This window comes from Alloyangia pacifica (assembly GCF_900116195.1).
In the GTDB taxonomy this organism is placed as follows: domain Bacteria; phylum Pseudomonadota; class Alphaproteobacteria; order Rhodobacterales; family Rhodobacteraceae; genus Salipiger; species Salipiger pacificus.
The window spans coordinates 135,209-151,013 of record NZ_FOZW01000012.1 but is presented as its reverse complement, the minus strand read 5'-3'; the positions used below and the strand labels follow the sequence as shown (position 1 = coordinate 151,013).

The 15,805-nt window shown below is 67.2% G+C and carries 13 protein-coding genes; 11 read left to right on the top strand and 2 right to left on the bottom strand.

The window, feature by feature from the left end:
* Window positions 1-91: 91 nt before the first annotated feature.
* The 8 genes from urtC to BM397_RS22230 all read left to right on the top strand — a co-directional run bounded on the left by urtC (window position 92) and on the right by BM397_RS22230 (window position 9,615).
* On the top strand, window positions 92-1,327 hold the full coding sequence (gene urtC / locus BM397_RS22265) for an urea ABC transporter permease subunit UrtC (protein WP_092428652.1): 1,236 nt from the start codon (window positions 92-94) through the stop codon (window positions 1,325-1,327).
* The gene (gene urtD / locus BM397_RS22260) at window positions 1,324-2,064 is read left to right on the top strand and encodes an urea ABC transporter ATP-binding protein UrtD (RefSeq protein WP_092428650.1); all 741 of its coding nucleotides are present in this window, start codon (window positions 1,324-1,326) and stop codon (window positions 2,062-2,064) included. Before urtC ends, urtD begins: the two co-directional genes overlap by 4 nt.
* Window positions 2,065-2,143: 79 nt before the next feature.
* On the top strand, window positions 2,144-2,839 hold the full coding sequence (urtE, locus tag BM397_RS22255; protein ID WP_092428648.1) for an urea ABC transporter ATP-binding subunit UrtE: 696 nt from the start codon (window positions 2,144-2,146) through the stop codon (window positions 2,837-2,839).
* A gap of 250 nt (window positions 2,840-3,089) precedes the next feature.
* Complete coding sequence (locus BM397_RS22250) at window positions 3,090-4,439, top strand: ABC transporter substrate-binding protein (protein WP_092428646.1); 1,350 nt, start codon at window positions 3,090-3,092, stop codon at window positions 4,437-4,439.
* 68 nt (window positions 4,440-4,507) lie between these two features.
* Window positions 4,508-5,752, top strand: coding sequence for a carbohydrate ABC transporter permease (locus tag BM397_RS22245; RefSeq protein WP_092428644.1), 1,245 nt, complete (start codon window positions 4,508-4,510; stop codon window positions 5,750-5,752).
* A 100-nt stretch (window positions 5,753-5,852) separates the two neighbouring features.
* Window positions 5,853-7,070, top strand: coding sequence for a carbohydrate ABC transporter permease (locus BM397_RS22240; RefSeq protein WP_092428642.1), 1,218 nt, complete (start codon window positions 5,853-5,855; stop codon window positions 7,068-7,070).
* A gap of 45 nt (window positions 7,071-7,115) precedes the next feature.
* Window positions 7,116-8,141, top strand: coding sequence for an ABC transporter ATP-binding protein (locus tag BM397_RS22235; RefSeq protein WP_092428640.1), 1,026 nt, complete (start codon window positions 7,116-7,118; stop codon window positions 8,139-8,141).
* A 145-nt stretch (window positions 8,142-8,286) separates the two neighbouring features.
* Window positions 8,287-9,615: a cytochrome-c peroxidase gene (locus BM397_RS22230; RefSeq protein WP_092428638.1), complete on the top strand. Its 1,329-nt coding sequence runs from the start codon at window positions 8,287-8,289 to the stop codon at window positions 9,613-9,615.
* Window positions 9,616-9,618: 3 nt separating this feature from the next.
* Here BM397_RS22230 and BM397_RS22225 read toward each other — a convergent pair whose 3' ends face one another.
* Window positions 9,619-11,115: a CRTAC1 family protein gene (locus BM397_RS22225; RefSeq protein WP_092428636.1), complete on the bottom strand. Its 1,497-nt coding sequence runs from the start codon at window positions 11,113-11,115 to the stop codon at window positions 9,619-9,621.
* Window positions 11,112-12,368: an ROK family protein gene (locus tag BM397_RS22220; protein ID WP_092428634.1), complete on the bottom strand. Its 1,257-nt coding sequence runs from the start codon at window positions 12,366-12,368 to the stop codon at window positions 11,112-11,114. The genes BM397_RS22225 and BM397_RS22220 overlap by 4 nt, the downstream gene beginning before the upstream one ends.
* A 224-nt stretch (window positions 12,369-12,592) precedes the next feature.
* Here BM397_RS22220 and xylF point away from each other — a divergent pair, with 224 nt between their 5' ends.
* The 3 genes from xylF to BM397_RS22205 all read left to right on the top strand — a co-directional run bounded on the left by xylF (window position 12,593) and on the right by BM397_RS22205 (window position 15,768).
* Window positions 12,593-13,612 (top strand): D-xylose ABC transporter substrate-binding protein, encoded by a 1,020-nt coding sequence (gene xylF / locus BM397_RS22215; RefSeq protein WP_092428632.1) that lies wholly within the window; start codon window positions 12,593-12,595, stop codon window positions 13,610-13,612.
* 108 nt (window positions 13,613-13,720) lie between these two features.
* The gene (locus tag BM397_RS22210) at window positions 13,721-15,013 is read left to right on the top strand and encodes a sugar ABC transporter permease (RefSeq protein ID WP_092428630.1); all 1,293 of its coding nucleotides are present in this window, start codon (window positions 13,721-13,723) and stop codon (window positions 15,011-15,013) included.
* Complete coding sequence (locus BM397_RS22205; protein WP_092428628.1) at window positions 15,013-15,768, top strand: ATP-binding cassette domain-containing protein; 756 nt, start codon at window positions 15,013-15,015, stop codon at window positions 15,766-15,768. Before BM397_RS22210 ends, BM397_RS22205 begins: the two co-directional genes overlap by 1 nt.
* Window positions 15,769-15,805 lie beyond the last annotated feature (37 nt).

The window sequence follows — 15,805 nt, the reverse complement described above, 5'->3', positions numbered from 1 at the left end:
GGGGGCAGCGCCCCCTTCTTCCGGCCGGAGGGCGACCGACCCGCGGGCAACGCGCCCGCGCGGCGAGGGCACTGACCCAGGGAGCCACCGCATGAGCAGCTTCTTCGCCCAAAACAAATCGGTCGCCTGGTTCCTGCTGGCGCTGGCGCTCTTCGTGCTGCTGGTCACCGTGCTCGCGCCCGCCACCGGCACCGGGTTCCTCTCGACCTCCTTCGTCAAGACGCTGGGCAAGACGCTCTGCCTGATGCTGGTCGCCGTGGCGATGGATGTGGTCTGGGGCTACACAGGCATCCTCAGCCTCGGCCACATGGCCTTCTTCGGGCTCGGCGGCTACATGATCGGCATGTGGCTGATGTACGCCCGTACCGAGCTCATCATCGCCGAGAGCCTGCGCGCCGCGCCGATCCCGCCCACCCCCGAGGAAATCCACGACGCCATCGGCCAGCAGATCTTCGGCGTGGTCGGCAGCGCCGACTTCCCCTGGCTCTGGGGTTTTGCCCACAGCTTCCCGCTGCAGCTTGCGATGGTGGTGCTGGTGCCGGGGATCCTCGCGCTGGTCTTCGGCTGGCTCGCCTTCCGCAGCCGGGTCACCGGGGTGTACCTGTCGATCCTGACGCAGGCGATGACCCTGGCGCTCTCGCTCTACCTCTTCCAAAACGAGGCCGGGCTGCGCGGCAACAACGGGCTGTCGGGCCTGCAGAACCTGCCGGGACTCGACGCGGTGCCGCAATCGACCATTTCGATCTGGTTCTTCTGGGGCTCGGCGGCGGCGCTCGGCCTCGGCTACCTGCTCTTTGCCTGGGTGGTCTCGGGCAAGATGGGCTCGGTGATCCGCGGCATCCGCGACAACGAGAACCGGGTGCGCTTCCTCGGCTACCACGTGGAAAGCTACAAGCTCTTCATCTTCACACTCACCGGTATCGTCTCGGGGCTCGCCGGGGCGCTCTACTACCCGCAGGCGGGGATCATCAACCCGGCCGAGATCGCCCCCATCGCCTCGATCTACCTCGCGGTCTGGGTCGCCATCGGCGGCCGCGGGCGGCTCTACGGCGCGGCGCTCGGCGCGGCCGTGGTCTCGCTGCTGTCGAGCTGGTTCACCGGTGGCGGCGCACCGAACGTCAACCTCGGGGTCTACACGATCAACTGGACCGACTGGTGGCTGGTGCTGCTCGGCCTCAGCTTCGTCGCCGTGACCCTGCTCGCGCCCAAAGGAATCGGCGGCATCTTCGACCTGTTCACCCGCCGCCATCCTGTGCCCGAGCGCGTCGGCGACTTCGGCCCGGACATGGGCGCGCATCGCACCGTCGAGGGGGAGGAAGAGAAATGAAGACCCTGCTCGAGATGTCCGGCGTCTCCGTCAGCTTCGACGGCTTCAAGGCGATCAACAACCTTTCCTTCCGCATCGGCGAGCCGGAGCTGCGCGCCATCATCGGCCCCAATGGCGCCGGCAAGACCACCTTCATGGACATCATCACCGGCAAGACCCGCCCCGACGAAGGCCGCGTGCTCTGGGGCGAGAAGTCCGTGTCGCTGCTGAAGATGTCGGAAAGCCAGATCGCCCGCTCCGGCGTCGGGCGCAAGTTCCAGAAACCCACGGTCTTCGAGGCCCAGACCGTGCGCGAAAACCTCGCCATGGCGCTGAAGAACAAGCGCGGGCCGTTCGACGTGCTGTTCTACAACAAGACCAGGGCCGGGGCGGAGCGTATCGAGGAGATCGCCGCCGAGATCGGCCTCTCGGACCAGCTTGGCCGGGTTTCGGGCGAGCTAAGCCACGGCCAGAAGCAGTGGCTCGAGATCGGCATGCTGCTGGCGCAGGACCCGCGGCTGCTGCTCGTGGACGAGCCCGCGGCGGGCATGACCCCGGCGGAACGCGAGCACACCACCGACCTCTTGCGCCGCGCGGCGCAGAAACACGCGGTGGTGGTGGTCGAGCACGACATGGAATTCGTGCGGCGGCTCGATTGCAAGGTGACGGTGCTCTGCGAGGGCTCGGTGCTTGCCGAGGGCTCGCTCGATCACGTGACCGCCAACCAGGACGTCATCGACGTCTACCTCGGACGATGAAGACACACGCGACACTGCAACGTCCTTCGAAGGACGTTGCAAATCTCTTCGAAGAGATTTGCGGACGGAGCGAGACGCCATGCTGAAGGTCGACAACCTCACCCTGCACTACGGGCAGAGCCAGATCCTGCACGGGATCAGCCTCGCGGCGGAGCCCGGCAAGGTCACCGCGGTGATGGGCACGAACGGCGTGGGAAAGACCTCGCTGCTCAAGGCCATCGCCGGGCGCCACCCCTACTCCAGCGGGACGATCAGTCTCGACGGCACGCCGCTCGAGCACCTCAACGCCTATCAGGCGGCCCGCGCCGGTATTGCCTACGTGCCGCAGGGGCGCGAGATCTTCCCGCTGATGACGGTGCAGGAAAACCTCGAGTCCGGCTTTGCCTGCCTGCCGCGCTCCGAGCGCGGCGTGCCGGCGCATATCTTCGAGCTTTTCCCAATTCTCAAGGACTTCCTTCACCGCCGCGGCGGCGATCTGTCGGGCGGGCAGCAGCAGCAGCTTGCCATCGCCCGCGCGCTCATCAGTCGACCGCGCGTATTGCTCCTCGACGAGCCGACCGAGGGCATCCAGCCCAACATCATCCAGCAGATCGGCCGGGTCATCGCGCAGCTGCGCGACCAAGGCGACATGGCGGTGGTGCTGGTCGAGCAATACTTCGATTTCACCTGGGGTCTGGCCGACAGTTTCTATGCCGTGACCCGGGGGGCTGTGTCGCTTTCCGGACAGGCCGGGCAGATCGATCGCGAGGCGCTGCTCGAAAAAGTCTCCATCTGACCTGAAAACCTCGTAAGTTGCCGCGCTGCAGCGTCTTTTTTCCTTGCCTAAAGCGCTTTGAGCCCCAAGTCTCCCCCCAGGAGATTGTTCGAATGTTTACGCTTGTGAAGGGGTTTTCCAGGGAGGAGGTCTTGCTGCATTTCGGCAGCCCCGCGCGCGCACGCGCGCCCTCCCCCGCTTGCTGCACGGTTGGTGCATGCCTCCCCTTCCGCCCGCTGGATTGACCAAAAAAGGCAACAGGAGGAAGACGATGACACCCATCAAACGCCGCGCTCTCGGCGGCACCGCCATGCTATTGGCGCTGACCGCCGGGATGGCCCAGGCCGACACCATCCGGTTCTGGACCATCGAGGAGCAGCCCGAGCGGCTGGCCAAGCAGGAGGCCATGGCCGCGGCCTTCACCGAGGCCAGCGGCCATGAGGTCGAGGTGATCCCGGTCACCGAGAGCGAGATGGGCACCCGCGCCACCGCCGCCTATGCCGCGGGCGACATGCCCGATGTCATTTACCACCCGCTTTCATATGCCCTGCCCTGGGCCGAGGCCGGCATTCTCGACCCCGATGCCGCCACCGATGTGATCGAGGAGCTGGGCGGCGCCACCTTTGCCCCCGGCGCGCTGAAGATGGCCGAGTTCGACGACGGCTTCGCCTCGGTGCCCGCCGACGGCTGGACGCAGATGATCATCTACCGCAAGGACCTCTTCGACGAGGCCGGGCTGGAGCCGCCGACCAGCTACGCCGCGGTCGAAGCCGCGATCGAGAAGCTGCACAATCCACCCGAGATGTACGGTTTCGTCGCCGCCACCAAGGTCGATGAGGCCTTCATGAGCCAGGTTCTCGAGCACGTCTTCCTCGCCAACGGCGTCTCACCCGTCGGCGCGGACGGCTTTGCCGAGCTCGACGAGGCCGCGACCACCGAGGTGCTGGAGTTCTACAAGACCATCGCCAAGGCCTCGCCGCCGGGCGATCTCTACTGGGACCAGGCGCGGACGATCTACTTCTCGGGCAATACCGCGATGACCATCTGGTCGCCCTTCATCCTCGACGAGCTGGCCGGCCTGCGCGACAGCGCGCCGCCCACGATCACCGATGATCCGACCTCGGCCGAGCTGGCCGGGAAGACCGGCATCGTCACCAATTTCTCGGGCCCGTCCAACCCCGACGGCGCCGCCTTTGCCGAGTTGAACTTCCTCGGCATTACCGGCGACGCCAATACCGACGTCGCCGAGGAATTCGTCAAGTTCTCGATGGACGAGGGCTATCTCGACACGCTGGCAATCGCCCCAGAGGGCAAGTTCCCGGTCCGCCGCGGCACCGACGAGGACCCCGAGATGTTCGTCACCGAGTGGTCGAAACTGCCGGTCGGCGTCGATCGCCAGGCGGCGCTTGGCGATCTCTACGGCGAGGACACGGTGAACGAGCTTGTCGCCGGCCTCGACGTGGCGCAGCGCTGGGGTGCCGACGTCGGCCAGATGGCGCTGGCCTCGAAGATGGTCAACAGCCAGGCGGTGAACCGCGTCGTGCGTGCCTTCATCGACGACGAGATCGACGCCGCCGAGGCAGTCAGCCAGCTCAACGAAGAGCTGAGCGCGATCCAGTAAGCGATTGATACGGCGGGGCGCTTTTCCGGCGCCCCGCATCTGTTGACGTGCAAGACCGGAGGGTGTCCATGATGGAACCCGTTCCACCGAAGGGCATGGGCCCGCTCGCCCGCCGCGAGGCGCGGCTGGCCTGGGGCCTGCTCTTCCCCACCCTCGCCGCCGTGGCGCTGGTGGTGATCCTGCCGCTGCTGGCGGTGTTCTGGATCGCCTTCAAGCCGATCGGCCTCGCCGAGCTGCGCCCGCCCGCGCCGGTGGTGCGCGAGGACATCCGCGGCGACCTCGAAGAAGGCGATCCGGACGCCTACCTGCGCTACCGCCTGCGCAACTCCTCGCAGGACCAGGCGATCACCGGCGTCACGCTGACCGACACATGGCCCGAAGGGCTGAGTGCCACCGAGATGGACCCGCGCTGCACGCTCGACGACGCCACGCTCACCTGCGACCTCGGCGACTGGGAGGGCGGCTTCCGCGATCAGATCCGCATCCCTGTCGCGGCGGACCCGTCCTATTTCGAGGGGCCCGACGTCGAAGCGAGCGAGCCGGTCATCAGCGGTCGCGCCAACAACGTCCTGACCTCCTTCTCGGGCTTCACGCTTGAGAACTTTGCGCGCATCTTCAATGGCGCCGAGTTCTGGTCGGTGCTCGGCGTGACGCTGTTCTACACCGTCTTCGGCACCGCCGGCGCGCTGATCCTCGGGCTCTTCGCCGCGATGCTGCTCGACAAGAGCTTCACCGGACAAGGCATCCTGCGCGGGCTGTACCTCTTTCCCTATGTTGCCCCGGTGATCGCCGTGGCCTTTGCCTGGATCCTGCTTTTCGATCCCTACTCCGGCTCGGCCAACGCCCTGCTGATGCAGATGGGCGTGACCAGCCAGGCGATCAACTTCTTCGGCGAGCGGCCTCTGGCGCTGATCATGGTGACCCTTTTCGAGATCTGGCGCTATTTCCCGCTGTCGTTCCTCTTCATCCTCGCGCGGATGCAGTCGATCGACACCGACATGTACGAGGCCGCGGACATGGACGGCGCCTCGCCCTTCCAGAAGTTCCGCTACCTGTCGCTGCCGCAGCTGCTGGGGATCCTCTCGGTGCTGTTCCTGTTGCGCTTCATCTGGACCTTCAACAAGTTCGACGACATCTTCCTGCTCACCGGCGGCAACGCCGGCACCCGCGTGCTGACGGTCAACGTCTACGAGCAGGCCTTCGCCCTGTCGAACATCGGCGCGGGGGCGGCGGTGGCGGTGGTGATCTTCCTGTCGCTGATCCTCTTCTCGCTGTTCTTCTTCCGCGTGATGAGCCGGGAGGAGGGGCTGTGATGCGCATTTTCCGAACCGTGCCGACCTTGAGCTGTGCCGGACCGGGGGCCAGCCCCCGGACCCCCGGGATATTTGGCACATATGGAAGCAGGGGGACGCCATGAGACCGCTGCGTTTCGGATATGTCACTGCGCCGCTGCTGGGAGCGCTCTGGTGCTTCGTCGTCGCCACCACCGTGGCGGTCGCCATGAGCTTTGCCACCGGCGCCGGCTTCCGGCCCGCGTGGCTGGCGCTGCCCTGGGGTGCGCTGATGGGCCTCGCCTGCCTGCGGGGTGGCGGCGGCAGGCCCGCGCTGCCGCTCGGCCTCGGCGCGATCATGCTGCTCGCCGCAGGGCTCGCGGGTCTCTCGCCCATCGCCATCGACCCCGAGGCCGCGCCGCTGGCCCGCTGGACCGGCATCCTCGCCACCGTGCTCTTCACCGGGGTCGGGCTCTGGAAGATCCTCGACAAGGTGGTGCCCGGCGCGCTCACCCGCCATGTCTTCGAGGCGGCGGTGATCCGCTTCCTGACCGGCTTCGGCTACATCTTCTTCACCGCCATCGTGGTCATCCCCTTCTACGTGATGGTGATGACCTCGCTGAAGAACCAGGCGGCGCTGGTGCAGAACCCGCTGGATTTCTCGCTCGACCTAGATCAGGGGCTCGGGCTCTTCCGCTCCTACGTCGAGCTGATGCGGGACTACAATTTCGGCAGCTATCTCTGGACGTCCTTCTACGTCTCGGTGCTGACCGTGCTGATCACCCTCGCCTTCGCCATCCCCGGCGCCTATGCCGTGGCGCGGCTGCGCTTCCGCGGGCAGAAGGTGTTCTCGCGCTCGATCCTGCTGATCTACATGGTGCCGATGATCGTGCTGGCGCTGCCGATCTACATCGCCTTCTCGATGACCGGGCTGCGCAACACCATCTTCGGCATCGTGCTGATCTACCCGGTCACCACCATCCCCGTGGCGCTCTACATGCTGCAGGGCTACTTCCGCGGCCTGCCGTCCGAGGTCGAGGAGGCCGGGCTGATGGACGGGCTGTCGCGGCTGAAAGTGATCTGGAAGATCACCCTGCCGCTGTCGCTGCCGGCGCTGGCCTCGGTCTCGCTCTACGTCTTCATGATCGCGTGGAACGAGTTCCTGCTGGCCTTCATGCTTCTGGATGACCCGAACAAGTTCACCCTGACCCGCGGCATTGCCTCGCTGAACTCTTCCGAGGTGCCGCGCCAGCACCTGATGGCCGGCTCGGTGATCGCCACGGTGCCGATCATGGTGCTGTTCCTGGGGCTGGAGCGGTTCATGACCAAGGGGCTGACCGCCGGCTCGGTGAAAGGATGAGAGGCGCCGCAGCGCCTTCCGCAAGACTGATGAGGAAAGACTGACATGGCTGGCATCGAGCTCAAATCCGTCGAGAAATGGTACGGCGACGCGCAGGTGATCAAGGGCGTGGACCTCGCCGTCGAGGAAGGCGAGTTTGTCATCTTCGTCGGCCCCTCGGGCTGCGGCAAATCCACCCTGCTGCGAATGATCGCCGGGCTGGAGGAAACATCGCGCGGGCAGATCGTCATCGGCGGGCGCGACGCCACCGCCGAGCCCCCGGCCGAGCGGGGCCTTGCGATGGTGTTCCAGAGCTACGCGCTCTATCCGCATATGTCGGTGCGCGAGAACATGGGCTTCTCGCTGAAGTCGGCGGGCGCGCCGAAGGAAGAGATCGCCGCCAAGGTCGATGAGGCAGCAAGGGTGCTGAAGCTCGAGCCGCTGCTCGAGCGGCGGCCCAAGGACCTCTCTGGCGGGCAGCGCCAACGGGTGGCCATCGGCCGCTCGATCGTGCGCGATCCCACCGCCTTTCTCTTCGACGAGCCGCTGTCGAACCTCGACGCGGCGCTGCGGGTGGAGATGCGTTACGAGATCGCCAAGCTGCACCAGGCGCTCGGCTCGACGATGATCTACGTGACCCACGACCAGGTCGAGGCGATGACCCTGGCCGACCGCATCGTGGTGCTCGAGGCCGGCAGGATCAGCCAGGTCGGCAGCCCGCGCGAGCTCTATGAGCGGCCCGGCAACCTGTTCGTCGCACAGTTCATCGGATCGCCGAAGATGAACGTGATGCCGGCAGACGTGGACGGGCTTCGCCTCGCCGATCCCATGCCGCCCGAGGCCCGTCACGTCGGGATCCGCCCCGAGCACATCACGCTCACCGCGCCGGGCGACGGCCAGCTCGACGGCACGGTCGACGTGCTCGAGTACCTCGGGGCCGACACCTACGTGATCGTCGACTGCGGCGCCGCGGGCAAGCTCACGGTGCGCGCGCTTGGCGACACCGGGCTGACCCCCGGTGCATCCTGCGGCCTGGCCTTCGAGCCCACGCAGATCCATGCCTTTGGCGTCGAGGGGCTGGCGCTCCGCTGAGCCTCTTCGCCTCGGCGCAAATATCCCGGGGAGGCCGCGTCAGCGGACCGGGTCAGCGGACCGGGGCAGAGCCCCCGCTCCACACCGCTTGCCGCAGACGCCGCCCACGTGCCATCAATGACCCACAGAGGGGGAGGAGATGGCGATGCGCAGGACGGGCATGGCCCTTGTGGGGCTGACCTTGCTGACCGGGTCCGCAGCCATGGCGGACACGCATCTGCCGCGCACTGTGAGCGATGCTGATTACGTCGAGACGGACGCCTCGGAAGTCGCGCTCGGTCAGCTGCTGTTCTATGATCGCATCCTGTCGGGCAACCGCAACATCGCCTGCGCCACCTGCCACCACCCGCGCTTTGCCACCTCGGACGGGCTGAGCCTCGGGCTCGGCGAGGGCGGCGTCGGGCTCGGGCCGGATCGCCACGTGACCGCCGAGGACACACCCGAACAGCGCATCCCGCGCAACGCCACCGCGCTCTTCAACCTCGGCGCGCAGGAATTCACCGTGCTGTTCCACGACGGCCGGATCGAGGCCGACCCGTCACGCCCCGGCGGCCTCCGCACGCCGATGGCCGAGGACATGGAGCGGGGCTTTTCGGGCGTGCTCTCGGCGCAGACCATGTTCCCGGTGCTCTCGCCCGACGAGATGGCCGGGCATTACTCGGAAAGCGACGTGTCGAAGGCGGTGCGCTCGGGGCGGATCACCGGCGAGGGCGGTGCCTGGGACATCATCTCGAAGCGGGTCGCTGCGATCCCCGACTATGCCGCGCGGTTCAAGGCGGTCTACCCGCATGTGGCGGGCGGCACGCCGGTGCATTTCACCGACATCTCCAACGCCATCGCAGCTTTCGTTGCCTTCGAATGGCGGTCGGACGAGAGCCCGTTCGATGCGGCCCTGCGCGGCGAGGCGCCGCTGAGCGGGGCTGCGGCCGACGGGGCGGCGCTGTTTTACGGAAACGCGGGCTGCGCGGAGTGTCACGCGGGGCCGTTCCTCACCGACCATGATTTCCACGCCATGGGCGCGCCGCAGCTCGGGCCGGGCAAGGCCGAGCGCTTCGAGCATCACGCGCGCGACGACGGGCGGATGCGGGTGACCGGGCGCGAGGAGGACCGCTTTGCCTTCCGCACACCCTCGCTGCGCAATGTCACGAAGACCGGCCCATGGGGCCACGCGGGCGGGCATGACGACCTGCGCGCCTTTCTCGCCGATCACGCCGCGCGGGCCGATGGGCTGAGCCGTTACACCCGCCATGTCGTCCTGCCCGAGTTGCCGGAAACAAAGCCCGACTGGGCGGTGATGGACACCCCGCAGGAAGTGCAGGCGCTGGCGGCGGCGGCGGGTCCGGGCAAGACGCTGACGGGCGAAGAGATCGCGGCGCTCATGGCGTTTCTCGACACCTTAACCGATCCGGTGGCTCTGTCGGGGCGGCTTGGCGTGCCGGACAGCGTGCCCTCGGGCTTGCCAGTCGATCGCTGAGGCTTAGCGCCGCTCGATCCGCATCACCTCGCCGGGGCGCACCGGCTGCCAGGCGCCAGCCTTGCCGTCCGGCCAGACCACCCGCACTTCGGCGTCCGTGCCCGCGCCGAGCCCGAAATGCAGCGGCAGCGCACTGCCGCCGGCATGACCGCCGCCCACGGTGACCTCCTGCGCCTGCTCCCCCGCAGCACCGCGCAGTTCGACCCAGGCCCCCACCGCCTGGCGATTTCTGCCGGACTGCGCGGGCGCGACACCGACCCAGGCTCCGGTCCCTTCAGTCACGTTGCGCCAGAGTTCCATCGGCGCACGGCGGTTGACCACCGCCAGATCAAGCAGACCGTCGCCGTTAAGATCGGCCAGCGCCGCGCCGCGCGATCGGTGCAGGCTGGCGATCCCCGCCGCGAGCCCGGCCTCGGCAAAGCGCCCGTCCTTCCCCTGCATCAGCAGCGAATTGGGGTCGTCCATCGCCATGCCCGGCATCTGGTCGACGTTGCCCTTGGAGATGAAGAGATCGGCCCGCCCGTCGTTGTCTACGTCGCCGAACTCGGCATGCCAGCCGGTCGAGGGCCGCCCATCGCCCCCGGTGTAGGGTCGGTGCGCCGTGGTGCCCTGCGCATAGGGCGCATCCTCGAAGCCCCCGCCGCGGTTGAACTGCAGCAGCTGGTCGCCCATCGAGGTCATCATCACTTCGGGCAGCCCGTCGCCGGTGAGATCGCGCGAGGCGATGCCCATGCCCCAGAGCGAGACCTTCGTCCAGTCCGTCCGCTCCTCAAGCGTCGCAAGCCGGAACATCTGCTCGTAGCCGCCCTTCACGTAGTAGTGCCGGTCGTTCGACAGCCGCAGCTCTGGCGTGCCGCTGCGCTGCCAATCGGAGATCAACGCCGAGAGGGTGCACCAGCCGGGCTTGATGCTTTCCACCAGTCCGAAACCCTGCGCGCCGGGGCGGATCAGCTCGCTGCCATCGCAGGCCTCGAAGGGGCCCTCAGGGTCGGACCGATCAACGTAATTTCCGGTGAAGACGGTGGGCCAGCCCTGACCCGCTTCCCAGGTGGCGGCGAAAGCCGTGGTCCAGGCATCGCGCTGCGGCAGATGCCACGCCTCGGTCGCCTCCTCGAAGCGGCACTCGCCGAGGCCGCGCAGCACGACATTCGGCCCGACCCGCAGTACGAAAAGATCGAGATGCCCGTCACTGTCCAGGTCGAGCGGATAGGCCCCGGTGACACCGGTGATCTCGGCCACCTCCCCCGCCTCGAAGCGCAGTCCCCCGCCCTTGTCTGAGCGGTTGACCAAAAGCCGGGCCGGGGCGGTGCCCCCGGCGGCGAAGAGCTCGGGCAGGTCGTCGCCGTTGCAGTCGAAGGCCGCGACACCCCCGCCGACGAAATGCTCCCAGCCACCGGAATAGACGTGCTGAAGCGGAAGACCCGCGCTGTCATCCTCGAACCTTGGCTCCGCCGACGCCAGCGACGGAACAAGCGCGAAACAGAGCGCCGCCCGGATCATTGCGCCGCCATCTCGCGGCTCGCGCCGAGCATCTGTTCGGTCAGCGTCTCCAGCGCCAGCGCCGCCGCGCCCCGCGCCCACACCATGTCGCCCCAGGCGTGGATCTCGACCTTCGGCGCCGCGCGCCCGGTCTCGATCATCATCGACTTCATCTCGGCCAGCGTATCGCCGGCGTAGAGGTAGTCGTAGCGCATCCGCTCCCCCGACAGGATGATCAGCTGCGGATCGAAGAGGTTGGTCACATTGGCTAGCGCCAGCGACAGGTAGCGCCCGGCGCGGCGGAAGATCGAATGCGCCGCCGGGTTACCCGCCCGCGCCTGACTGAACAGGCTCTCCAGCAACGCCCGCACCGAGCGGGTTTCGAGATCAGGCAGGTTCAGCGCCGTGCGCGCCTCGCGCACCAGCGCGTAATCGGCGACATAGGCCTCGAGGCAGCCGCGCTGGCCGCAGCGGCAGAGCGCGCCGTCGAGATGCACCTTCATGTGCCCCAGTTCCATCCCCATGCCATGCGCGCCACGGTAGAGCCGGTGGTTCATGACGAACCCCATGCCGACCCCGTGCTCGATGGTCACCACCGCAAAGTTCGACAGGCTCCGCCCGGCCCCGAACCAGAGCTCGGCCAACGTGACGAGGTTCGCGTCATTGTCGATATGCACGGGCAGATCGAAGTGCTGCGCCAGCGCGGTGCTGAGGTCGCTGTCGCGCATGTCGAGGATCGGCGACCAGCGCACCAGGCCGCTGTCGGTATCGACAAAGCCCGGCACGCCAAGGCCGAGCGCGCGCAGCGATGCCGCCTCCACCCCCGCCTCGGCACAAAGTTGGCGCATCAGCGCCCCGGTCACCTCGGCCACCATGTCGACCGACAGCTGCCCGGGCGTGCGCGGCATCGCGGCGGTGGCGATCACCTGGCCTGAAAGATCGGCCAGAACGGCCGTGTGATGGATGTCCGAGAGCTTCACCCCCATGACATGGTGCACCCCCGGACGTACTTGCAGCGCGACGGCAGGGCGGCCCCGGCTGGTCTCGCCCGGTCGCGGCGCCTGCACTTCTTCGAGGAAACCCGTCTCGATCAACTCAGAGGTGATCGTGGTGACAGAAGCCGGGCTAACCCGCAGGTCCTTGGCAACCTGCACCCGCGGTACGCGGCCGAGCGCCCGCACGTGCTCGAAGACCTGCTGGCGCAGCGGGCGCTGCGCCGAGTCCGCGGACTGAAGAAGGGGGCCGCAGCCAAGGAGTTCCGCGTCGTCATTCATACCTTCGTGCGCCCAGAATTCATTTAAGTCGCGAACAAAATTCATCTTAAAATTCGCAGACCGGTCACCCAAACGGCATCTATCGGCGCATATCGACCAAATTTTGCTCTGCACAGCACTATGCGCGGCCAAATTTACTTTGACAACTGAATTTAAGAGGCTCAGGCTGACGCTGCGTCGAGGGAGAACGGCGCAGCCCCACCGGGGCACCTAGGGAGGAAAACATGTACAAGACTTTGCTGGCCTCTGCGGCCATCACACTCGGGCTTGCCGTAACGGCATCCGCCCAGACCGTCGGCGTGTCCTGGTCCAACTTCCAGGAGGAGCGCTGGAAAACCGACGAGGCGGCGATCAAGTCTGCGCTGGAGGCGGCGGGCGCGACTTACATCTCGGCCGACGCGCAATCCTCGTCCTCGAAGCAGCTATCGGACGTCGAGTCGCTGATGGCGCAGGGCGTGGACGCGCTGATCATTCTCGCGCAAGACACCCAGGCCATCATCCCCGCCGTCGAGGCCGCCGCCAACGAGGGCGTGCCCGTGATCGCCTATGACCGGCTGATCGAGGACAGCCGCGCCTTCTACCTGACCTTCGACAACGTCGAGGTTGGCCGGATGCAGGCCCGCGCTGTGCTCGAGGCGGCCCCCGAAGGCAACTACGTGATGATCAAGGGCTCACCCACCGATCCCAACGCAGACTTCCTGCGCGGCGGCCAGCAGGAGGTGCTGCAGGCGGCGATCGACAGCGGCGCGATCACCATTGTCGGCGAGGCCTATACGGATGGCTGGCTGCCTGCCAACGCACAGCGCAACATGGAACAGATCCTGACCGCCAATGACAATGCTGTTGACGCGGTGGTCGCCTCGAACGACGGCACCGCCGGCGGCGCCGTGGCGGCACTGACCGCGCAGGGGCTCGACGGTATCCCCGTATCGGGACAGGACGGCGACCATGCCGCGCTGAACCGCGTGGCGCGCGGCACGCAGACGGTCTCGGTCTGGAAGGACGCGCGCGAGCTGGGCAAGGCGGCGGGCGAGATCGCCGTAGAACTGGCCGCCGACACGATGGCCAGCGACATCGACGGCGCGGCAGAATGGACCTCTCCGGCAGGCACGACGCTCTGGGCGAAGTTCCTCGAGCCGGTGCCGATCACCAAGGACAACCTGAGCACCGTGGTCGACGCTGGCTGGATCGGCAAGGACGCACTGTGCCAGGGCGTCACGGACGGCCCGGCCCCCTGCAACTGATCCCGGCAGCCTGAGGCTGACGGAATTGCCCCCGCCCTGCACGTCGCGGCGGGGGCAGCGCACCCCAGACACCGCTCCAAGCAACGGATCCAACCCCCAGAGGTCACCATGGCAGAGGCGAACGCCTCCGGCGCAGGGGCCGGCCGCAGGAACATCTTCAAGACCCTCGAATTCGACACCCGCCTTCTGGGCATGGTCGGCGCGTTCATCCTGGTCTGCATCGTGTTCAACGTCCTGACGGACGGCCGTTTCCTGACCCCGCGCAACATCTTCAACCTGACGATCCAGACGGTCAGCGTGGCGATCATGGCCACCGGCATGGTCTTCGTCATCGTCACCCGCAACATCGACCTGAGCGTCGGCTCGCTGCTCGCCACCTGCTCGGCGATGATGGCGATCACCCAGACCCAGCTGCTGCCCGGGCTCGGGCTCGACTACGGCAATCCGGTGATCGCCCCCGCCGCCATCGTCGTCGGGCTGGTCACCGGCGGTCTCATCGGCGCCTTCCAGGGCTGGATCGTCGGCTATCTCGCGGTGCCCGCCTTCATCGTCTCGCTGGGCGGGCTTCTGGTCTGGCGCAACGTCGCCTGGTACCTGACCAGCGGCCAGACCATAGGCCCGCTCGACGACAGCTTCCAGACCCTCGGCGGCATCGGTGGCACGCTCGGCGTGACCGGCAGCTGGATCTTCGGCGTTCTCGCCACGGTGGTCGCCTGCGCCGCCATCGCCCAGGCCCGCAAGGCGCGGATCAACCACGAGTTCCCGGTCAAGCCGCTCTGGGCCGAAGGGCTGCTCATGGCGCTCACGGCGGTGGCGATCCTCGGCTTCGTCGCCATCCTCAATGCCTACGAGGTGCCGTCCCGGGTGCTGCGCCGCGCCTTCGAGGCGCGCGGCGAGACCATGCCCGAGGGCTTCACGGCAGGCTATGGCATCCCCTACTCTGTGCTGCTGCTGATCGCCGTGGCCGTGGTGATGACCGTGGTCGCCCTCCGCACCAGGCTCGGGCGCTACATCTTCGCCACCGGCGGCAATCCCGAGGCGGCCGAGCTGTCGGGCATCAACACCCGGCTGCTGACGGTGAAGGTCTTTGCCATCATGGGCGTGCTCTGCGCGCTCGCCGGCATGGTCGCCTCGGCACGCCTGTCGTTCCATTCCAACGACATCGGCACGCTTGACGAGTTGCGGGTGATCGCTGCGGCGGTGATCGGCGGCACCGCGCTGGCGGGCGGCATCGGCACGATCTACGGCGCCATCCTCGGCGCGCTGATCATGCAGTCGCTGCAATCGGGCATGGCCATGGTCGGCGTCGACGCGCCGTTCCAGAACATCGTCGTGGGCGTCGTTCTGGTGCTCGCCGTGCTCATCGACATCCTCTACCGCAAACGCACGGGAGACGCGTGATGGCTGACAGAACCGGAGCCCCGCTGGTCGAGATGCGCGACGTCTCGGTCTCGTTCGGCGGCATCAAGGCGGTCGACCACGTCACGGTCGACCTCTACCCCGGCGAGGTGGTTGGCCTGCTCGGCCACAACGGCGCGGGCAAGTCGACGCTGATCAAGTGCCTGTCTGGCGCCTACCGCATGGACAGCGGCGAGATCCTCATCGACGGCGAGAAGGTCGAGATCAACAACCCGCGCGACGCGCGACGCTACAACATCGAGACGATCTACCAGACGCTGGCGCTGGCGGACAATCTCGACGCCGCCTCGAACCTCTTTCTGGGGCGCGAGCTGGTCTCGCCCACGGGGCTGGTGGACGATGCGCAGATGGAGGCCGAGACTCGCAAGATCATGGGCCGGCTCAACCCCAACTTCCGCAAGTTCCAGGACCCGGTGAAGGCGCTCTCGGGCGGGCAGCGGCAGTCGGTGGCCATCGCGCGGGCGGTCTATTTCAACGCCCGGATCCTGATCATGGACGAGCCCACTGCCGCGCTCGGCCCGCAGGAGACGCAGATGGTCGCCGAGCTGATCGAGCAGCTGAAGGCGCAGGGCATCGGGATCTTCCTCATCGAGCACGACATCCACAACGTGATGAAACTCTGCGACCGCGCCTCGGTGATGAAGAACGGCCAGCTCGTCGGCACGGTCAACGTGAAGGAGGTCACCGACGAGGACATCCTCGGGATGATCATCCTCGGCAAGCACCCGCATCACTGACCCGCGCATCGCGGACACCCCAGCATATCAAGAGGCA

Bases quoted from the DNA above. Each gene is read 5' to 3' on its own strand.
- urtC (WP_092428652.1), top strand. From the start codon at position 92: ATGAGCAGCTTCTTCGCCCAAAACAAATCGGTCGCCTGGTTCCTGCTG.
- urtD (WP_092428650.1), top strand. From the start codon at position 1,324: ATGAAGACCCTGCTCGAGATGTCCGGCGTCTCCGTCAGCTTCGACGGC.
- urtE (WP_092428648.1), top strand. From the start codon at position 2,144: ATGCTGAAGGTCGACAACCTCACCCTGCACTACGGGCAGAGCCAGATC.
- BM397_RS22250 (WP_092428646.1), top strand. From the start codon at position 3,090: ATGACACCCATCAAACGCCGCGCTCTCGGCGGCACCGCCATGCTATTG.
- BM397_RS22245 (WP_092428644.1), top strand. From the start codon at position 4,508: ATGATGGAACCCGTTCCACCGAAGGGCATGGGCCCGCTCGCCCGCCGC.
- BM397_RS22240 (WP_092428642.1), top strand. From the start codon at position 5,853: ATGAGACCGCTGCGTTTCGGATATGTCACTGCGCCGCTGCTGGGAGCG.
- BM397_RS22235 (WP_092428640.1), top strand. From the start codon at position 7,116: ATGGCTGGCATCGAGCTCAAATCCGTCGAGAAATGGTACGGCGACGCG.
- BM397_RS22230 (WP_092428638.1), top strand. From the start codon at position 8,287: ATGCGCAGGACGGGCATGGCCCTTGTGGGGCTGACCTTGCTGACCGGG.
- BM397_RS22225 (WP_092428636.1), bottom strand. From the start codon at position 11,115: ATGATCCGGGCGGCGCTCTGTTTCGCGCTTGTTCCGTCGCTGGCGTCG.
- BM397_RS22220 (WP_092428634.1), bottom strand. From the start codon at position 12,368: ATGAATGACGACGCGGAACTCCTTGGCTGCGGCCCCCTTCTTCAGTCC.
- xylF (WP_092428632.1), top strand. From the start codon at position 12,593: ATGTACAAGACTTTGCTGGCCTCTGCGGCCATCACACTCGGGCTTGCC.
- BM397_RS22210 (WP_092428630.1), top strand. From the start codon at position 13,721: ATGGCAGAGGCGAACGCCTCCGGCGCAGGGGCCGGCCGCAGGAACATC.
- BM397_RS22205 (WP_092428628.1), top strand. From the start codon at position 15,013: ATGGCTGACAGAACCGGAGCCCCGCTGGTCGAGATGCGCGACGTCTCG.